Origin of the sequence: Bradyrhizobium sp. STM 3561 (assembly GCF_045571455.1) — a bacterium.
GTDB classification, from domain to species: domain Bacteria; phylum Pseudomonadota; class Alphaproteobacteria; order Rhizobiales; family Xanthobacteraceae; genus Bradyrhizobium; species Bradyrhizobium vignae.
Genome location: NZ_CP120695.1, coordinates 4,193,084 through 4,210,963 on the forward strand (window position 1 = coordinate 4,193,084; position 17,880 = coordinate 4,210,963).

Genomic DNA, 17,880 nt, shown 5'->3' on the forward strand with positions numbered 1-17,880 from the left:
GTTCCGGAGCGATGCGAAGCATCGAATCCGGAATGACTCCGGCGAACCTACGTCGCCGACGCCGCAGCCGGGTGGAAGACCAGCCCGAAACCGTCGATGCAGTAGCGCAAGCCCGTCGGCTTCGGACCGTCGTCGAAGACATGGCCGAGATGGCCGCCGCAGCGCCGGCAATGCACCTCGGTGCGCACCATGCCGTAGGTGCGGTCCTCGGTCTTGCCGACATTGCCCTCGATCGGCGCATAGAAGCTCGGCCAGCCCGTGCCGCTCTCGAACTTGGTCTCGGACGAAAACAGCGGCAGGTCGCAGCCGGCGCAGGCGAAGATGCCCTTGCGGTGCTCCTTCAAGAGCGGGCTGGAGCCGGGCCGCTCGGTGCCGTGATTGCGCAGGATCTCATATTGCTGCGGCGTGAGCTGGGCGCGCCATTCGGCTTCCGTCTTCACGATCTCGAACTTTTCCGCGGCCTTCTCGCCAGCCTCGGCGGGGGATGCCCTCAGCCAGCGGAAGGCCGAAAGACCAAACAGGCCGGCGACAGTCGTTAGCAGGATGCGGCGGTCAAACATCTCATTCTCCGTGCGGGAGGAGTCCACGCCCTGAGATACGGGCTTCCGACGACCGACGTTACACGTCCGGGTGGGATTTTTCTCAGGCTTGTTGCGAGACGCCGACTTCGTGCGAGACCGGTTCCGTGCCCTGCTCTGCGTCTTGAGCCGCAGGTTTCGGCGGTGGGACCGGCTGCGGCCGAACGCCGGGCGGGGGACGGCGCGGTCCGGTGCCGGCGGCCCGGTTGGCTTCAGCGAGGCGCGCCTCGCGTTCCCTGTCCTTGATACTGGCACGCTCGCGATAGCGGGCGAGCAAGCCCGCGGCGGCGGACCCCGCCCTGCCCCAGATCCCGACCAGCTGGCCGGCGACGCGCCCTGTGGTGCCGCCGGCCCAGACCAGTTCGAACGGTGAGAACAGCTTCCAGCGGTCATCGCCCCATAAAATGCTGCGCGCGATCATCTGCCCGGCCATGGCGGAGGTGTTCATGCCCTGGCGGCCGAACCCGCTCGCCACCCACAGGCCTTTGCGCAGCTGACCGATCTGCGGCATGCCGTGCACGGTCTGGCCGGTGGCGCCGCCGAACATCTCGGTGATCTCGACATTGCCGAGCTCGGGAAAAATCGTGCGGATCCGCCGCCTGACAGCGCCGGCGAAGCGCTGCGGACGCGCCGCCCAGGTGGTCTCCGGGCTTTCCCACATCAGCCGGTCGCCATCGACGATCCGGAAGTGGTCGACGCCGTCCGAGTCCATCACGGATCCCTTGAACGCGATCATCTCATGCAGGCGCTCGCCGAGCGGCGCAGTGATGCCGGCATAGCGCCAGACCGGCAGCAGCGTTTCCGACAGGCGCTTCAAGGGCGCGCCGAGATGGATGTTGCCGGCGAGCACGATGTGGGTCGCGCGCAGCCGCGCCGAGGGCGTGACGATGCGCTTGCGGATGCCGGAATGATCGATGCTGACCACCGGCGTCTCCTCGAAGATGAGGGCGCCGGCCCGCCGCGCCAGCGCCGCAAGGCCGTGCACATATTTCCGGCCGTCGACCTGGAACGCTCTGGGGTAGTACACGCCGTGGAAGTAGCGATCGGTCTTCAGCGTCTCGCGGACCCGATCGACCTGCCAGCCCTCGACCTCGGTATCGAAATCCTCGTGCAGCATCTGCAACCGGCTGATCAGGCGGTCGCCCGCATCGACGTTGGAGACCTCCAGCACGCCGTCGCTGGGGGCGATCCCCGGCATGTTCTCCTCGGTGGCATTGGCGCGGACGAATTCGGCCCCCTCCTTCGACAGCGCCCACAATTCGCGGGCGTCTTCGAAACCGATGCGCTCGATCAGGTCCGCGAGCGGCAGGGCAAAGCCCGGCATCACGGTGCCGAGCTGGTTGCCGGAGGCGTTCCAGCCGACATGCCGGCCCTCGAGCACTGCGACACTGGCTCCGAGCCGGGCGGCTTCCAGCGCGATGGAAAGCCCGGCAAGCCCCGCCCCGATCACACAAATGTCGGCATCGAGATCGAACGACAGCCGCACGCGGTCGCGAAAGCCGGCTTCTTCCTGGGACACGCTTGTGAAAGTCTCGCTCATGCAGTTTTCTTAGAGCATGATCCGGAAAAGTGTGCAGCGGTTTTCTATGGCGGCAAACCCGGAAATCGGGTTTGCGGCGAGATCAAGCTCAAAACGAAAAATTAAAGCGCGATGAGGGTTTGCCCTGATCTCATCGCGCTTTAAAGGACTGTGCGGGCGCTTGTCACCTTGTCCGCAACAGGCGCCTGTAGATTATCCTGGACGTGTAACGATTCGAGAATGCCATGCGCCGTTTGATGCTGCTGCGTCACGCCAAGACCGAGACCGACGCACCGAGCGGCCGAGACCAGGACCGCCGGCTCGACGACCGCGGCCACAGGGATGCCGCGCAGATGGGCGACTGGATCGCCTGCCATCCACCCTTCCCCGATACCGTGCTGGTCTCGCACGCCGTGCGGGCCAGGCAGACCTGGGACATCGCCTGGGAGGCGATGAAGGACCGCGTCCCGGCGCCGCAGGTCGAAATCTTGCCGGAACTGTATGGCGCCGATCCCGCGCAGATCCTGGACTCCATTCGCATTGCAACCGCCCCGGCCGATCCGAAGCGATTGCTGCTGATCGGGCACAATCCCGGCATGCACGAGATCGCCCTGATGCTGATCGGAGGCGGCGATCCTGATGGCGCCGAGGCGCTCGCCAACAACCTACCCACCGCGGGGCTTGCGATCTTCGACTTTGACGTCAAGGATTGGGAGGACGTGGCCTACCGCCGCGGCAAGCTGGTGCTGTTCGTCAGCCCCAAGCTGCTCCGATCGGCCTGAGACGCGCGGGCGCCGTCTCGACCGGTTGGTCAGCTTGGTTCATAGGGAGGCGCAGATGTTCAAGTCCATCCTCGTGCCCATCGACCTCGCCGATACCGATCTCGCCAAGCCGGCGATCGCGACCGCAGCGACATTGTCGCAGACCTGGAGCAGCACGGTGCGCCTGCTCAACGTATTGCCGATGACGCCGGTGATGCTGGCCGAATACGTGCCGGCCGATTTCGACGAGCAGCAGCGCCAGACCTCGGAAGAAGCCCTCGCCATCGTCGCACGCGAATCCGGCATCGAGCCTTCCCGCATCTCCAGCGTAGTGCGCCAGGGCGGCATCTATCACGAAATCCTGGAGGAAGCCGCACACATGAAGGCCGACCTGATCGTCATGACCTCGCACCGGCCGGCGATGCGCACCTACTTCCTCGGCTCGAATGCCGGACACGTCGTGCGTTACGCCAAATGCTCGGTGCTGGTGGTGCGGCACTGAGCGTCGGCGGGCGCCAGGGCGCGCCGTCATAACTCAGGCGCTTGGTTCGAGTGCTCCAGATGTCCGCTCATTCCCCAGATCCGGAAGTGGCCTGCCGAGACTGCAGCGTGCTTACGCAACGGAAATAGACTCCGCACGCTGGCTCGCCCCGGATTTGGCACTCGTGTGCGTCTGATCCAAGCCAGGCCCCAGATCGTTGCACAGCCCGGATGGAGCGGAGAGTGCAATCCGATGCTTTCGCGAGCGGTGGGTCAACGCGCGCAGTAGCAATCAGCCCCTCATCTCGGAGCAATGTCGTGAAGCAGTTCTGGCGGAAATGGACCTACGAGGCCCCGCTCGCAATCGGCGATGCGCTGTGGGGACAGCTCGTGCCGCGAATTCCGGATGTCGCTTCGCTTCAATCTGCTACGAGGCCTTGTGTTGCCTGACGGGCAAAACGCGCGAGCGGTGGGTCAACGCGTCATTCCACAACCAACCATCCGTTGCTTTCGCCGCAGAAAGCGAGCGCTTGGGCGGCACCTGCGCGAGCCTCCTCGAATACGTCCGTATCAATCGATGCTCGCGCTACCTTAACGCCTATGCGGTCTTCCCTGCGCCCTTGTGTCCCGGAAATCTGTCAGAATGTGCAAACGGGCGGTTGGATCAGAACCGCCCGTTGCTGGAACTGAGCCCGTTGCGCCCAAAGGCGACCAGAGCCTGTGCGAGAGCGAGGGACAGCTCCGGTGTCTTCCTCAACCCGAACAGTTGCAGGGGCTTCTAGCCCGAACCGAGCAAGGAAGGGAGTGGATGATGGCACAAAATGATGTTGTTGTCATGGGTATCGACGTTGCCAAGGACAAGGTGGATGTGTGCATTCGTTCGTTGGGAGCGAGGCAAGTCTTCCCAAGCGCCACCCAGGGCCACCGCAAGCTGGTCGCTTGGCTTCGCAAGCACCAAGTGGGCAAGGCGGTGATGGAAGCGAGTGGCGGCTATGAGCGCGTCTGGGCCAAGGTGCTGCGCGAGGCCGGCATTGAGGTTCGGATCGTCGATCCCAAGCGGGTCCGCAGTTTTGCGCTGTCGGCCGGACGGCTGGCCAAGAACGATACGATCGATGCGGAGATGATCGCCTGGTTCGCCGAGACGTTCAACGATGCACCGAGCCAGACCTACGATGCGGCACGTGAGGAGTTGCAGGCGTTGGTGAAGGCGCGCCTGGATCTGATCGATTCCAGGATACGCCTGGTTGGCCAAACCGAACATGCTGCGCCGGGATTGGCTCAGAAAACGCATGCCCGCATCTTGAAGAGCCTGGCCAGCGAGATTGCCAAGCTCGAGGCTGCCATCCGCGCCCAAATCAAGTCCACGCCGGATTTTGCCGAGCGCGTCGAGATCATCGAGAGCGTGCCGGGTTTTGCCGAGACGAGCGCCGCAAACCTCGTCGCAGGCATGCCGGAGCTTGGCGAGGTGAGCAACCAGATCGCCGCGGCCTTGATCGGCGTTGCTCCCTATGACGATGACAGCGGAAAGCGACGCGGCGAGCGCCACATCAAAGGAGGCCGCCGCTGGGTCCGCAATGCCATCTACATGCCCTGTGTCGGCGCAGCCACGCTGAATAACCCCGTTCTGAAGGCCTCTATCGGCGCCTGATTGCCAAGGGAAAAGAACCGAAGGTTGCCATCATCGCCTGCATGCGCAAGCTGATCGTCATCCTCAACACGATGATCGCACGACGGCAGAAGTGGGATCCCAGCCGCTACGCGCTGAACTGAACGAGCGCATCTCGTCGCGCTCGGTACTCCACCGAGCGCATGCAAAGCCAACAGACCGGTGAGCGGACGGGGGCAAGGCCGTCAGCCGCCGCAGGCGGGGGCGCGCCAGCGCCAGCCTTGAGGCCGGCCGATCGCCGAAGGCATCAAGGCAAAGCTCGGGCGAGATGAGCCGCGAGGATGCATATGCATGTCTGCGGCGACACGCTCGCTGCCATCGCCCGGTTTAACCGGGCGATCCAGTACTCCGAGACAGCAGTGATTGAGCCGACTCACAAATACCGCGACAGCTCGGTCTTGAACTGCCCGTAAACAGCATCCTCGATCTGGCTGCGCGTGATGCCGATGTCGCGCAGGGCGCGGTCGTCGAGCTCGTTCAGCGTCTTGACGGCAGAGCGGCGCTCGAGACGGTTGAACAACGCAGAGACGCTATGGGTGAGCGCAGTGAAAAATCCGCTCATTGAGGATGGGCGTAAACTCCGCCCGGCAGTTTGCGAGATCGTGGTCATTTTTCTTCTCCGGCCTGTTGTCCCGCGCGGCGAAGCAGGTGCCGTTGGCGCGGACGCTGTCAGCGCCTGCACCTCATTTGCCGTCGGATTGCTCTCGCTCCCCTCGGCTCAATCGCGGAACTTGATGGAACTTAAATGCTCCAGTACACTCCTCGGAGCAAGTAAAACATTGCTCTCGGTGCAATAATGTCCAAGTTCGAGTACGTGAAGCTTGCCGATGCCATTGCGGCCGATATCACTAACGGCACGTTAAGACCCGGCGATCGGCTGCCGCCCCAGCGCAATTTTGCCTATGACCGCGGGATCGCGGTCTCGACCGCGAGCCGGGTTTACACCGAATTGCTCCGCCGCGGGCTAGTGGTCGGCGAGGTCGGGCGCGGCACGTTCATCTCCGGCGACGTCAGGCGTGAGGTCGAAACCACGAGCGAGCCGGCCGATGCGCGCATCAATCTCGAGGTCAATTATCCGCTGTTGCCGCAGCAATGGGCGATGATCGCCAAGAGCCTCGCGGGGCTCGAGCGCATCGACGCGCTCGAATCCGCGCTGCGCGTTTCGACCAGCACCGGCACCAAGAGCGCGCGCGTCGCTGCCGCCGCCTATCTCGCGCGCAAGGATTTTGCGCCTCAGGCCGAGCAGATCTTCTTCACCGCCAACGGCAAGCAATCGCTCGCGGCCGCGCTTGCGGCGCTCGTTCCGACCGGTGGCCGCTGCGGTGTCGAAGCGCTGACCTATCCTTACGTCAAGAGCATCGCCGCGCGGCTCGGTGTGACGCTCGTCCCGATTCCGATGGACGAATTCGGCGCGCGTCCCGATGCCATCCAGAAGGCGCATCGCGAGGCGCACCTGTCGGCGCTGTATCTCCAGCCCATCATCCAGAATCCGCTCGGCGTCACCATGAACGCGACGCGGCGCGCCGACATCATGCGCGTCGCCGAGAAGCTCGATCTCACCATCATCGAGGACGCCGTCTACGGCTTCCTCGCCGACGACACACCGCTGGCCGCACTCGGGCCCGACCGCTGCATCGTGATCGACAGCCTGTCCAAGAAGGTCGCGCCGGGCCTTGCGCTCGGCATTCTCGTCGCACCGCCTCACTTGCGCGAAGGTGTGATGAGCGCGGTCCGCACCGGTGGCTGGATCGCCTCCGGCCATGCGCTGGCGGCCGGGCAACGGCTGATGGCCGACGGCACCGTCGCCGAGCTGACGCGTCTGAAACGCATCGATGCGGCGCGGCGCCAGCAGACCGCGGCGAGGCTGCTCGCCGGCTACCAGCTCGCCGCCGATCCGCGGTCCTATCATCTCTGGCTGACGCTGCCGCCGCACTGGCGCTCGCAGACCTTCGTCGCCGCAGCCGCAAGGCGCGGCATCGCGCTGACGCCGTCCTCGACCTTCGCGATCGCGCATGGACATGCACCGAACGCCGTACGGCTTGCGCTTGCTCCGCCCTCACCCGAGCAGCTCGATTCCGGCCTGCGCACCATCGTCTCGCTGCTCGGCACCAAGGAAGAGGATTTTGATTCGACGGAGTAGCGATCGGTCTACGGCAGCAAGGACCGGGGCAATTGATCGAAACTGTAGCTCCGCGGCTGGTTGCGCCGGACGAAGCCACCGATCTGCCAGGCGAACAGCGCGGCAAAGCCGACAATGAACAGCGCGCCCGCGAACTCGCCGATCATCAGGGCGCTGATCAGCAGCCCCGTCATGGCCAGCGTCAGCACCGACAGGAACGCCAGCACCGCCGCATAGGTCGTGCGACCGAGGCCTGCGGTCAATTCCGCGCGGCTGCCCGCTTTCGCCATCCGCGCATGGAGCTCGATGAGAAAATCGCGAAAGCCATTGTCCTGCGGCGCCATCAGGGCCGCGGTCTGCCAGCTCGTCGACAGGATCGCGACGCGGCCGCCGCCGTCGCGGCTGATATCGGCGCGAAAGCGGTGCTGCTGCATCGAGACCGGCCGGAACGACAGCCGGATCGCCGAGATCTCGTCGTAGCGCCACAGGCCGGAGCGTCCGGCGACGTGCCAGGACAGCCCCTGCTCCGTCAGCTCGAATCGATGCGCCGAGCCGATCAGCGAGGCCTTGTAGGCGTAGCTCGTGGCCGAACCAGCTTCAGCTCGCTGCATATCGATCATGATCCCATTCGCGATCGGCTTGCGCGATCGCCCTTGCCCATCCTACAAGCGAGGCATGGCTGAGACGACCTATTTTCCGCGCCACCTGATTCTCGGCGCCGCAATGATCTCCGGCGTGCTGCTGGCGCTCGCGGTGCACATGCTAGGCGCGCGCTACGGTCTCGACCTCGGCGGGCTCTGGCGCTCCGACACGCATGAGTTCATCCCCGCGGGCGCGGCGATCGCCTGGTGGCTGATCGCCACGGTCGGCTTCTCCGGCGGCTATTTCACGGCGAGCCTGATGCAGAGCGCCGTTTCCGGACAGATCCCGCAACGGATGCGGCAATTCCTGATCGCGGTCGGCGTGCTCTTGCTTGCGGGAGCGGGCCAGGCGGCCTCGGCGCCGAGCCCGATCCCGACCGTCTCGGGCGTGCTCGCCGGGCTCGCCGCCCTGTGCCTCGGTGCCGTGATGGCGTTCTGCGGCGCGCATTTCGCGCTGCGCCGCGGCTAACACGATTGCCGCCTAGCTTCACCTCTCCCGTAGGGAGAGGTCGGATCGCATCATAAGATGCGATCCGGGTGAGAGGTTACAGTGGCACTGAACGCTGCGGCCCCTCACCCGGATTGCTCAGGCGCGCAATTGCGCGCCATAGCAATCCGACCTCTCCCCGCTGGGTAGAGGTGAAGCTAGGGCGGCGGACCGCGCTCAAGCCGATGCGCGCAGCCGCGGGCGGTCCAGCATCATCGCCACATCGGACGCCGGCCGCGGCTTGCTGAACAGATAACCCTGCGCCTGGGTGCAGCCTTCGCGCCGGAGCAGCTCGAGCTGCACGTCGTTCTCGACGCCTTCCGCCGTGGTGATGATGCCGAGGCTGCGGCCGAGGCCGGTCACCGCACGGATGATCGCCATGGAATCCTCGCGCGTCGCCAGCTCCGACACGAAGGAGCGGTCGATCTTGATCTTGTCGAACGGGAAGCTGCGCAGATAGCTCAGCGAGGAATAGCCGGTGCCGAAATCGTCGAGCGAGATCCGCACGCCCATGGCGCGCAGCTCGTGCAGGGTCGTCAGCGTTGCCTCGCCGTTCTGGAGCAGCACCGATTCGGTGATCTCGAGCTCGAGACGGCGCGCATCAAGCCCCGAAGCGGTCAGCGCTTCGGTCACGGACGTGATCAGGTGCGGGCTCTTGAACTGCACCGGCGACAAATTGACGGCGACATCGACATCGTCGGGCCAGGTGGCTGCGTCGGTGCAGGCGGAGCGCAACACGAACTCGCCGAGCTGAACGATGAGCCCGGTCTCCTCGGCGAGCGGAATGAAGCTGATGGGTGCGATCAGCCCGCGCTGCGGATGGTGCCAGCGCAACAGCGCCTCGAAAGCAACGACGCGACCGCTGGCGACGTCGCGGATCGGCTGATAATAGACCTGAAACTCGTCGCGTTGCAGCGCCGCGCGCAGATCCATTTCCAGCAGGCGCCGGGCTTGCGCGCGCGCATCCATGCCGGTCTCGAAGAAGCGATAGGTGCCGCGGCCGTCCGCCTTGGCGCGATAGAGCGCAAGGTCTGCGTTCTTCAACAGCTCATCCGGATTGCTGCCGTCCTGCGGCGACAGCGAGATGCCGATCGAGACGCCGATCACGATCTGATGGTCGTCTATCTCGTAGGGTGCCGAGATGACCTCGACGAGGCGCCCGGCGAGGGACCTCGCAGCGGTCTCCTCGGAACGTCCGATCTGGACCACCGCGAACTCGTCGCCACCGAGCCGCGCCACGGTGTCGTTCTCGCCGACGGTGGCCTTGAGCCTGCGGCCGACCTCCTTGAGCAGCGCATCGCCGATGGGATGGCCGAGCGAGTCGTTGATGTCCTTGAAGTGATCGAGATCGAGACAAAGCACGGCGAGCTGGTCGCCCGACTTGGTGCGACGCAGGCCCTGCTCGAGCTCCTCGTGGAACAGCACCCGGTTCGGCAGGCTGGTCAGCGCATCGTGGCGGGCCATGTGTGAGATCTTGGCCTGCGCCTCCAGCCATTCGGTGATGTCCTCGAAGGTGGCCACCCAGCCGCCGCCCTGCATCGGCTGGTTGACGACCCGGATCGAACGGCCCGACCGATTGACGATTTCGGTCGTGGTGCGGCCCTCGCGCGCGTCGGCGACGAGACGTGCGAAGAATTCATCGGCATTGCCCTGCCACTCGCCCTTGGCCTGCTCTTCCCGCAGCACGTCGACCAGCAGGCGACCGGTCAATGCAATGTCGGTGCGGCGGAGCATCGCGGCATAGCGCTCGTTGAACAGGATGATCTTGCCGTCCGCATCGAACATGCACAGTCCCTGCGACATGTTCTCCAGCGCGCTGTCCAACACGATCTGCTGGCGGCCCAGCTCGCCCTTGGCGCGGCGGTCGAGCAGCGCTGCTACCAGTGCGATCACGATGATCGCAGCCGCAGCACTCGCGGTGAAAACCGACAGCGATGTCGGCGGGATCGACAGTCCGCTGATCGCCAATGCCGGATCCGGCGTCAATTGCACTGCGCCCATAGCCGTGAAATGATGCGAGACGATGGCCAGCGTCAGCAGCACAGTGGCGCCGAGCGCGCCGGACAAGCTGTCGCGTCGTCCAGCGACATGGAGTGCGAGTGCACCGAAGACGAGCCCAAGCAGGATCGACGCGGCCACGGTGCCGGTTGCCCAGCTGACGCGCGCAGGGATCTCGAGGGCCATCATGCCGGTGTAGTGCATCGCCGCCACGCCGCCTCCGACAATCGCCCCTCCGAGTGCAACGAGGCTGGGTCGCATGGTCGAAACCGCAACACTCAAGCCGACAAATGTGACGGCGATGGCGAAGATCAGCGATAGCAGCGTCACCGGCACGTTATAGGCGCCGACGGCACCCGGGCCGTACGCCAGCATGGCGATGAAATGCGTCGCCCAGATGCCGCAGCCGGCAACGACTGCGTCGAGCGTTAACCATACCAGGCGCCCCGATCCTCGCGTCGCGCGCGCCCGGTGAAACAGGCTGATTGCAGCCGAACTGGCGAGCAGGCAAACCGCGCCGCCAAGCGCGACCAGTCGCCAGTCGTGTTCATCCGTCAGACAGTAAAGCACCTGGTACATGAGCTTTCCCCAAACCTGCCATTACCAGAGCGGGCAAGTGGTGGATTTTGGGTAACGGAGGAGGACTGGCTTGCCGGATGGTGAACAGGCGCTTCCAGAATCAACCGTTCGTTGCGGTCCGAATGTCCTTCGCTGTCGTCTTTTCAACGGGGGATGGGCTCTGCCTGGATAGTCAATCTTCACGCGCGCAGGCCAGCCGCGCCGGCTGCACAGGGAACGGCGCATGATTGCTTCGAGTTGGGTGCCGTGAACCTACATCCAGGGGTCATGCATGGCGACGAAGCACACCTCCATTCCATCACGCGCCGAGTCGGAGTTCAGCAGGACCGCGACCCTTGCAACCGTCGCCGCCCTGATCGCGGTGCTGTTTGCCGGCAGCACCGTGGTGACGCCCCTCTATGTGATATACGAGCGGCAGTTCGGCTTCGCGCAGGTCACCCTGACGCTGATCTACGCGGCCTATGTGATCGGCAATCTGGCAGCGCTGCTGGTGTTCGGGCGCATCTCCGACCAGATCGGCCGCCGCCGGACGGCCGCAATCGCAACGGCCATCGCCATCATCGGCGCGCTGGTGTTCCTGTTCGCGCACGGCATCGCGGCGCTCTATGTGGGGCGGGTGCTGAGCGGGTTGGCGATCGGGATCGGTGCGGGAACCGGCACGGCGTGGCTTTCGGAGTTGATCGACGAGACGGACAAATCCCGCGCCACCGTCGTCGCGACGTCCGCAAACTTCGCTGGCCTCGGTATCGGTGCGGTGATCGCGGGCCTGCTCGCCGACTACGCACCACATCCGTTGCGGACCCCTTTCATTGCCTATCTTGCGGCTCTCATGATGACGGTCATCCTGATCGCCTTTGCCGGCGAAACCGTTCCCCGGCCTCTCGATGCGCTCAGGCAGGTCTCGCTCCGTCCGCGCGCAGCCGTGCCCACCGCCATTCGCGCGGCGTTCGTCGCACCGGCGGTGACTGGCTTCGGCGCGATGGCTCTGGTGGCGTTCTTTGCCGCGCTGGTGCCGAGTGTGCTCGCCAACGAGCTGCACGAGACCAGCCACGCCATCGCGGGGGCCGTCTTCCTCGAGCTCGCTGCGACGGTTGCCATCGTCATCGCGCTGACGCGGCCGCTGCCGAGCCGGACGGCCATGCTGTGCTCGCTGGGCCTCATGCTCCCGAGCGTGTCATTGATCGTCGCCGCACAGTTCCAAGGCTCGCTCGCCCTGATGATCGCCGCGACCGCGCTATGCGGCGTCGCGGTGGGACTGGGTTATCGCGGCAGCCTGCAGGTGGTGAACCAGATCGCGCCGGAGGATCGTCGCGCGGAAGTGGTCTCGGCCTATTTCATCTGCGGCTTTCTCGGCAACGCCCTGCCGGTGATCGGCATCGGCGTGATCTCGACCCTGGCAAGCCCGCGTGTTGCGAGCCTGGTCTTCGCCGCGATGATCGCGGCCTTTGCCGTGATCGCGCTCGGCTTCGGCCTCAGATATTCGGATCGCTGAATCGAGAACGCCGCGCTGACGGCGCGGCGTTGCCGATATCGTTCCGCTACATTCGCCTCAGCTCGCCGCGCGCAGATTCACCTTGCTCTCCGCAAGCGCCGTCAGCTTCTTGTCGGTCGCCTTCTCTTCCTCGAGCGTCTTGGCCAGCACAGCCGCGCAGTCATTGCGGCCGAGCTGCTTGGCCCAGGCGATCAGGCTGCCGTAGCGGGCGATCTCGTAATGTTCGGCGGCCTGCGCCGCATTGATCAGGGCCGCATCCAGCACCGCCTGGTCCGCAACCTCACCCGCGGTCTCGTCGGCTTCCTCGATGATGCCGTCGATGGCCGGGCAGTCGACCGCCTTCACGGCGACGCCGTGCATCTTGAATACTTCCTCGAGCCGGGTGACGTGCTGATTGGTTTCCTCTAGGTGCGTCAAAAAGCCCTGTTTCAGCTGCGGATCGGTGGCCCTGCTTGCCATCTTCGGCAGCGCCTTGGTGAGCTGCTGCTCGGCATAATAGATGTCCTGGAGCTGATGCACGAACAGATCGTTCATGGTCTTGATGTCCTTTGTGAACAGTCCCATCGTTCCGGTCCTCTCGGTTTTGGGAACACGGAGGCGTCGGCTTGCATGAAAAGCCGCATATTCCGCCATGTTCGATTGCTGATCGAGCCTAACGAGCACGCGGTATCGACGTTCCAAAAAGGCCGATGACCACTTGCGCTGGAACAATGCGGACGGCGCCAAGATTTGAAATCATGCTGGCACACTAAGCGCGCGAGCGGAGCCGGTTTCACGACTCATATGCTTAAGGCGCACCCGATGTGAACCGCGTATGACAAAAGTGGCCGGTCCAACGCAGAACCTAATGTTGTCAAGGGCTGCACAAGCCGCTGTTTTTGCCTTAAATGAGCTGGATCATGCCTAGCGATCGATGCTTGCCTTTGGCCGTGATCGCGCCTGACCGGCCAATGCCTGGCCCGGTCGTCTTTGCCCCCGCCGGGAGGATGAATGCACGGACTGCTGCCCGCGCTGAAGCGCGGCTTCAAAAGATGGATCGGCTGGCGACGGCTCGGAATTGCCGCGAGCGTCTTCATCATCGCCTTCGCGATCACAACGCTGGTGCGGACCCTCAAGGGCATCGATACCGGGGTCATCCTGACCGCATTGACCGAGATTCCGCGCGGCAGTATCGGGCTGGCGGCGATCTGCGTCTTCTTTGCGTTCTGCACGCTGACCTTCTACGACTTTTTTGCGCTGCGAACGATCGGCAAGAAGCACGTGCCCTATCGCATCGCGGCGCTGTCCAGCTTCACGTCCTATTCGATCGGCCACAACATCGGCGCCACCGTCTTCACCGGCGGGGCAATCCGCTTCCGGATCTATTCGGACTACGGGCTGAACGCGATCGACGTCGCGAAGATCTGCTTCCTGTCGGGCCTGACCTTCTGGCTCGGTAACATCTTCGTGCTCTCGATCGGCATGGCCATCCATCCGGATGCCGCCTCCGCGATGGACCAGCTGCCCGCGCCGCTCAACCGCCTGATCGCGCTCGGCGGCCTCGCCTCGATCGGCGCCTATCTGGTCTGGCTCTGCATGGGCGAAAAGCGGCGCGAGCTCGGCCAGAAGGGCTGGAAGGTGGTGCTGCCATCGGCGCCGCTGACATTGGTGCAGATCCTGATCGGCGTGGTCGATCTCGGCTTCTGCGCCACCGCCATGTACCTCTTGATGCCGGCCAACCCGCCGATCGACTTCATGTCGCTCGCCGTCGTGTTCATTCTGGCGACCCTGATCGGCTTTGCCAGCCACGCGCCCGGCTCGATTGGCGTGTTCGATGCAGCCATGCTGGTGGCGCTGCCGGAATTCGGCCGCGAACAGCTGCTGGCGACGCTGCTGGTGTTCCGTCTTCTCTATTTCGTGATCCCGTTCGCCCTTGCCATCTCCATCATGGGCGCGCGCGAGCTCTGGATGAACGTGGTCAGGCCGTGGCAGGAACGACGGCGGCTGGCGGAGGCCTGCGCGCAGGCCAACCTGCCCAAGCAGGTGACGACCATGGAACGTGAGCGGTCGCTGCGCCAAGTCGCCAAGCGCTAGGTCTCCCCTGAGACAAAGGTTGCAGGCGGGTGAGCAATGCTCTCTTATTTCCGCCTCAACTTTGCCGTTGAAGACGCGGGCCATGTTCCGATCATCGCTTAAAACCCTCTCCGCAGGCGCCCTGCTGCTTGTCGGGTTGCTGACGATTTTGCCCCCCGAGCCCGCTGCCGCACAGGACGGTGCCCTGCAAATCACCTGGGAGGTACGTAACCGCTTCCGGCTGTTCCGTGAGGAGCGCGACTTCCTGCTCCATGTCGAAAACGCGCGTAACCGCAGCATCCTTGCCGCCGAGCAGTCACTGGAGCTCCAGAGCGAGGGCCGTGGCTGGGCCCGCAACATGGTCAACCGCCTGTGCATCGACCTCCAGGGCCGGGTCAACCAGCCTTGCACCCGCGACAACGTCAAAGAGAACTACATTACACCGATCGACCATCCGGTGACGGTACGCCTGACCGGCGCGGTACCGGTCGGCGCCATCTGCACCTGGTCGTTCGATGATGGCGATGGACCGCAAGCCTCGACCTTCGATTGCGCCGAGCCGATCAATTTGCGCGTCCGCTACGGCAAGCCGACGGTCGCGACCGTCGACGTCTCAGCCGGCTCCGATCCGACCCAGCGGGTCCAGACCGAGATTCAGGTCCGCGACATCTTCGTCGCTGGCCTAGGGGATAGCATCGCCTCCGGCGAAGGCAATCCGGATCGGCCGCTGGCACTGGCAGATGAAGGATTTTGCTTCCGCTCCTATCTCGGCACTGCAGGCGCGCAGTATTACCGGCCGAGCCGCCATGGCTTCAAGGGCGGTCGCGCCTGTGAGGCGCCGGATACGCTCGCCAACTGGCAACGCTACAGCGCGCTCTGGTTCAACGCACCTTGCCATCGCTCGCTCTACAGCTATCAGGCGCGTACCGCGCTGGCGCTCGCCGTGCGCTATACCCACATCGCCGTGACCTTCCTGCCGCTCGCCTGCACCGGCGCCAGCATTGGCGACGGGCTGCTCGGCTCACAGCGCGCCCGCGAATGCCCGCCCGGCAAGACCGGTGTCTGCAACACCAGCGTGAACGCGCAGCTCGCCGAGCTGCGCGAAGCGCTCACCGCGGCAAAGAAACGCCAGCCCGACCGCACGCTCGATCTCGTGCTGCTGTCGGTCGGCGCCAACGACGTCTATTTCTCCGGCCTCGTCGCCGACGTCATCGTCGACACTGCGACCGAGCGCACGTTGTTCCGCCGCTCCGGCGTGATGGCCAGCGTCGATGATTCCCGCGATGCGCTGCAGCGCGAGCTGCCGCAGAACTTCGTCAAGTTGCGCGAGGCGCTGAAGCCGCTCGTCGGCGGCGACCTCTCGCATGTGGTCTATGTCTCCTATGCCAATCCTGCGCTCGCCGACGGCGGCGTGCCCTGCCGCGGCGGCCGCGCCGGCTTCGACATCCATCCCTCCTTCAACGCCGACCCGCAGCGCCTCGCCCGCGTCTCCACCTTCGTCGACACGGAATTCCTGCCGCAGCTGAAGGGACTTGCCACCTGCACCCGCGGCGCGCTGTGCCGCGATCCCGAATCCGACCGCATGACCTTCGTCGACGCGCACCAGGCCGCGTTCGCCGACCACGGCTTCTGCGCCCATTCCGGCAGCGATCCCGAATTCGACCGCAGCTGCTTTGCCGAGAACGGCCAGAGCTTCAATCCTGATATCGTCAGCGCAGCGAGCCAGCCGATGCTGTGCGGTCGCGGCGCCTCGGAATATCGCGCCTACCTGCCCCGCGCGCGCTGGATCCGCGATGCCAACGACAGCTATTTTGCTGCGATGACCTATCCGCAGGGCCTGCCCGCGGCGAGCCAGCCGACCGACATCCACGACGCGACCTGGGGCGTGCTGTCCGCCGTTTATGGCGGCGCCGTGCATCCGAGCGCCGAAGGCCACGCCGCGATGGCGGATGCGGCACTGCCGGCTGCAAGCGCCGTGCTCGGGCTCGACGCGGTGCCTCCCAACGTGACGCGAGGATTTCTGCCTCAGCTGCTGCCGAGCGCGCAGCAGTAGCACGACGCTCCTTCCACTTACTCGGTGTCATCGCCCGACTTGATGTTCAGCCCGGGGACATGACCGACGGGTGTTCGGGGACATAGCCGACACATCATAGTGCAGGGATTTGGCAGTAAAGGAGGCCAAGTCCATGCCCTGGCGAGAGGTGTCGGTGATGGATCAGCGGCGGGAGTTCGTGCGGCTTGCGATGCAGGAGGGGGCGAACCGGCGGGAGCTCTGCCGGCGGTTCAATATCCATCCCGACACGGGCTACAAATGGCTTGCACGATGGCAAGCGGATCAGAATGTCGACGACCGCTCGCGCCGACCGCATGCGAGCCCGGGACAGACCGATTGCGAGCTTGAGGCACGTATTCTCGCGGTACGCGATGCCCATCCGGCATGGGGAGCTCGCAAGATAGCTCACTGCCTGGAGCGCAATGGCTTGCGTTCGCCAGCAGTCTCAACAGTTCATCAGATGTTGCGTCGGTCTGGCCGCATCAAGCCTCCGATCGGCGGCCCGACGGCAAGCCAGCGTTTCGAGATGCCGGCCCCCAATCTGTTGTGGCAGATGGACTTCAAAGGCTGGGTTCGGCTCGGCAATGATACCCAGTGCCATCCTCTGACGGTGGTGGATGACCACTCCCGCTATGATCTGTGCCTGCAGGCCTGTGCCGATCAACGCACAGATACCGTGCGCCGCCGCTTGGAGAAGACCTTTCGCCACTACGGGCTCCCGGAGGCTTTCTTCGTCGACAATGGTTCGCCCTGGGGTGATCCTTCCGGCGAGCGATGGACACGGTTCTCGGTGTGGCTGCTCAAGCTTGGCGTCGCCGTCATCCACAGCCGCCCATATCACCCGCAAAGCCGCGGCAAGAATGAACGATTCCACCGCACCCTCGCGGCTGAGGTGTTCGCACTGCGACAGTTCCGCGATCTCGCAGAGACGCAGCGTGCCTTCGACGCCTGGCGGGAAGTCTACAACTTCGAACGGCCACACGAGGCGCTCGGACAACAGGTCCCGGCCAGTCGATATCGGCCCAGCCAGCGAGCAATGCCCGATCGATTGCCACAGGTCGAATACGACAGCCATGAGATCGTGCGCCGCGTCTCCACGACCAAAGCCTATGTCAGCTTCAAGGGACGTCTTTGGAAAGTGCCACAGGCCTTCCGTGGCGAGCGCCTCGCCATCCGCCCCTCGGCAAACGATGCGCAATACGGGATCTTCTTTGCCGCCCACCAAGTCGCTATCATCGACTTGGCGAGCGGAGAATGTGTCGGCTATGTCCCCGAACACCCGTCGGTCATGTCCCCGGGCTGAACACTTGATCGGGCGATCTGGTACGCCGTGACAGCAGTGATTGAATCGAGAGGCCGCGGCGTACTGGATTCCCCGCTTTTGCGGGGAATGACAGCGGTATGCGGAGCACGAGCTCGCGCATCATCAATGCTTGCGCGTTCGCCATCACCACG

General features: G+C 64.7%; 15 protein-coding genes. 9 read left to right on the plus strand and 6 right to left on the minus strand.

The features are described 5' to 3' along the window. Positions 1-47: 47 nt before the first annotated feature. Both msrB and P6U28_RS20075 read right to left on the minus strand, forming a co-directional pair. Positions 48-560, minus strand: a complete 513-nt coding sequence (gene msrB / locus P6U28_RS20070) for a peptide-methionine (R)-S-oxide reductase MsrB (protein ID WP_129145038.1) — start codon at positions 558-560, stop codon at positions 48-50. Positions 561-642: 82 nt separating this feature from the next. Then, complete coding sequence (locus P6U28_RS20075) at positions 643-2,118, minus strand: FAD-binding oxidoreductase (protein ID WP_122402406.1); 1,476 nt, start codon at positions 2,116-2,118, stop codon at positions 643-645. A 224-nt stretch (positions 2,119-2,342) separates the two neighbouring features. Here P6U28_RS20075 and P6U28_RS20080 point away from each other — a divergent pair, with 224 nt between their 5' ends. The 3 genes from P6U28_RS20080 (at position 2,343) to P6U28_RS20090 (ending at position 4,986) form a co-directional block, all read left to right on the plus strand. After that, on the plus strand, positions 2,343-2,879 hold the full coding sequence (locus tag P6U28_RS20080) for a histidine phosphatase family protein (RefSeq protein ID WP_122402405.1): 537 nt from the start codon (positions 2,343-2,345) through the stop codon (positions 2,877-2,879). 55 nt (positions 2,880-2,934) lie between these two features. Next, entirely contained in the window at positions 2,935-3,360 is a 426-nt protein-coding gene (locus tag P6U28_RS20085) for a universal stress protein (RefSeq protein ID WP_122402404.1), read from the plus strand. Between the two features lie 786 nt (positions 3,361-4,146). Beyond that, entirely contained in the window at positions 4,147-4,986 is an 840-nt protein-coding gene (locus P6U28_RS20090; RefSeq protein ID WP_407119663.1) for an IS110 family transposase, read from the plus strand. Positions 4,987-5,377: 391 nt separating this feature from the next. Here the strand turns inward: P6U28_RS20090 and P6U28_RS20095 are convergent, their stop codons facing one another. Continuing rightward, positions 5,378-5,614: a DUF1127 domain-containing protein gene (locus P6U28_RS20095; protein WP_122402402.1), complete on the minus strand. Its 237-nt coding sequence runs from the start codon at positions 5,612-5,614 to the stop codon at positions 5,378-5,380. A gap of 186 nt (positions 5,615-5,800) precedes the next feature. On the opposite strand from P6U28_RS20095, the gene P6U28_RS20100 reads away from it, so the two are divergent. Then, the gene (locus P6U28_RS20100) at positions 5,801-7,144 is read left to right on the plus strand and encodes a PLP-dependent aminotransferase family protein (protein ID WP_122402401.1); all 1,344 of its coding nucleotides are present in this window, start codon (positions 5,801-5,803) and stop codon (positions 7,142-7,144) included. Positions 7,145-7,152: 8 nt separating this feature from the next. Here P6U28_RS20100 and P6U28_RS20105 read toward each other — a convergent pair whose 3' ends face one another. Next, the gene (locus tag P6U28_RS20105) at positions 7,153-7,743 is read right to left on the minus strand and encodes a hypothetical protein (RefSeq protein ID WP_407119664.1); all 591 of its coding nucleotides are present in this window, start codon (positions 7,741-7,743) and stop codon (positions 7,153-7,155) included. A 55-nt stretch (positions 7,744-7,798) separates the two neighbouring features. Between P6U28_RS20105 and P6U28_RS20110 the strand changes: the two genes are divergently transcribed. Continuing rightward, positions 7,799-8,233, plus strand: a complete 435-nt coding sequence (locus P6U28_RS20110) for a hypothetical protein (protein ID WP_122406565.1) — start codon at positions 7,799-7,801, stop codon at positions 8,231-8,233. 195 nt (positions 8,234-8,428) lie between these two features. Here P6U28_RS20110 and P6U28_RS20115 read toward each other — a convergent pair whose 3' ends face one another. Beyond that, a complete protein-coding gene (locus P6U28_RS20115; protein WP_407119665.1) occupies positions 8,429-10,828 on the minus strand; it encodes an EAL domain-containing protein in 2,400 nt (799 codons plus the stop codon). 271 nt (positions 10,829-11,099) lie between these two features. Between P6U28_RS20115 and P6U28_RS20120 the strand changes: the two genes are divergently transcribed. Beyond that, positions 11,100-12,320: an MFS transporter gene (locus tag P6U28_RS20120; RefSeq protein WP_407119666.1), complete on the plus strand. Its 1,221-nt coding sequence runs from the start codon at positions 11,100-11,102 to the stop codon at positions 12,318-12,320. 57 nt (positions 12,321-12,377) lie between these two features. On the opposite strand, the gene P6U28_RS20125 is transcribed toward P6U28_RS20120, so the two are convergent. Further along, the gene (locus P6U28_RS20125; protein ID WP_122406564.1) at positions 12,378-12,884 is read right to left on the minus strand and encodes a ferritin-like domain-containing protein; all 507 of its coding nucleotides are present in this window, start codon (positions 12,882-12,884) and stop codon (positions 12,378-12,380) included. A 426-nt stretch (positions 12,885-13,310) separates the two neighbouring features. On the opposite strand from P6U28_RS20125, the gene P6U28_RS20130 reads away from it, so the two are divergent. The 3 genes from P6U28_RS20130 to P6U28_RS20140 all read left to right on the plus strand — a co-directional run bounded on the left by P6U28_RS20130 (position 13,311) and on the right by P6U28_RS20140 (position 17,728). Then, on the plus strand, positions 13,311-14,393 hold the full coding sequence (locus tag P6U28_RS20130; protein WP_407119667.1) for a YbhN family protein: 1,083 nt from the start codon (positions 13,311-13,313) through the stop codon (positions 14,391-14,393). Between the two features lie 82 nt (positions 14,394-14,475). Beyond that, entirely contained in the window at positions 14,476-16,425 is a 1,950-nt protein-coding gene (locus tag P6U28_RS20135) for a hypothetical protein (RefSeq protein WP_407119668.1), read from the plus strand. A 133-nt stretch (positions 16,426-16,558) separates the two neighbouring features. Next, entirely contained in the window at positions 16,559-17,728 is a 1,170-nt protein-coding gene (locus P6U28_RS20140; protein ID WP_407119669.1) for an IS481 family transposase, read from the plus strand. Positions 17,729-17,880 lie beyond the last annotated feature (152 nt).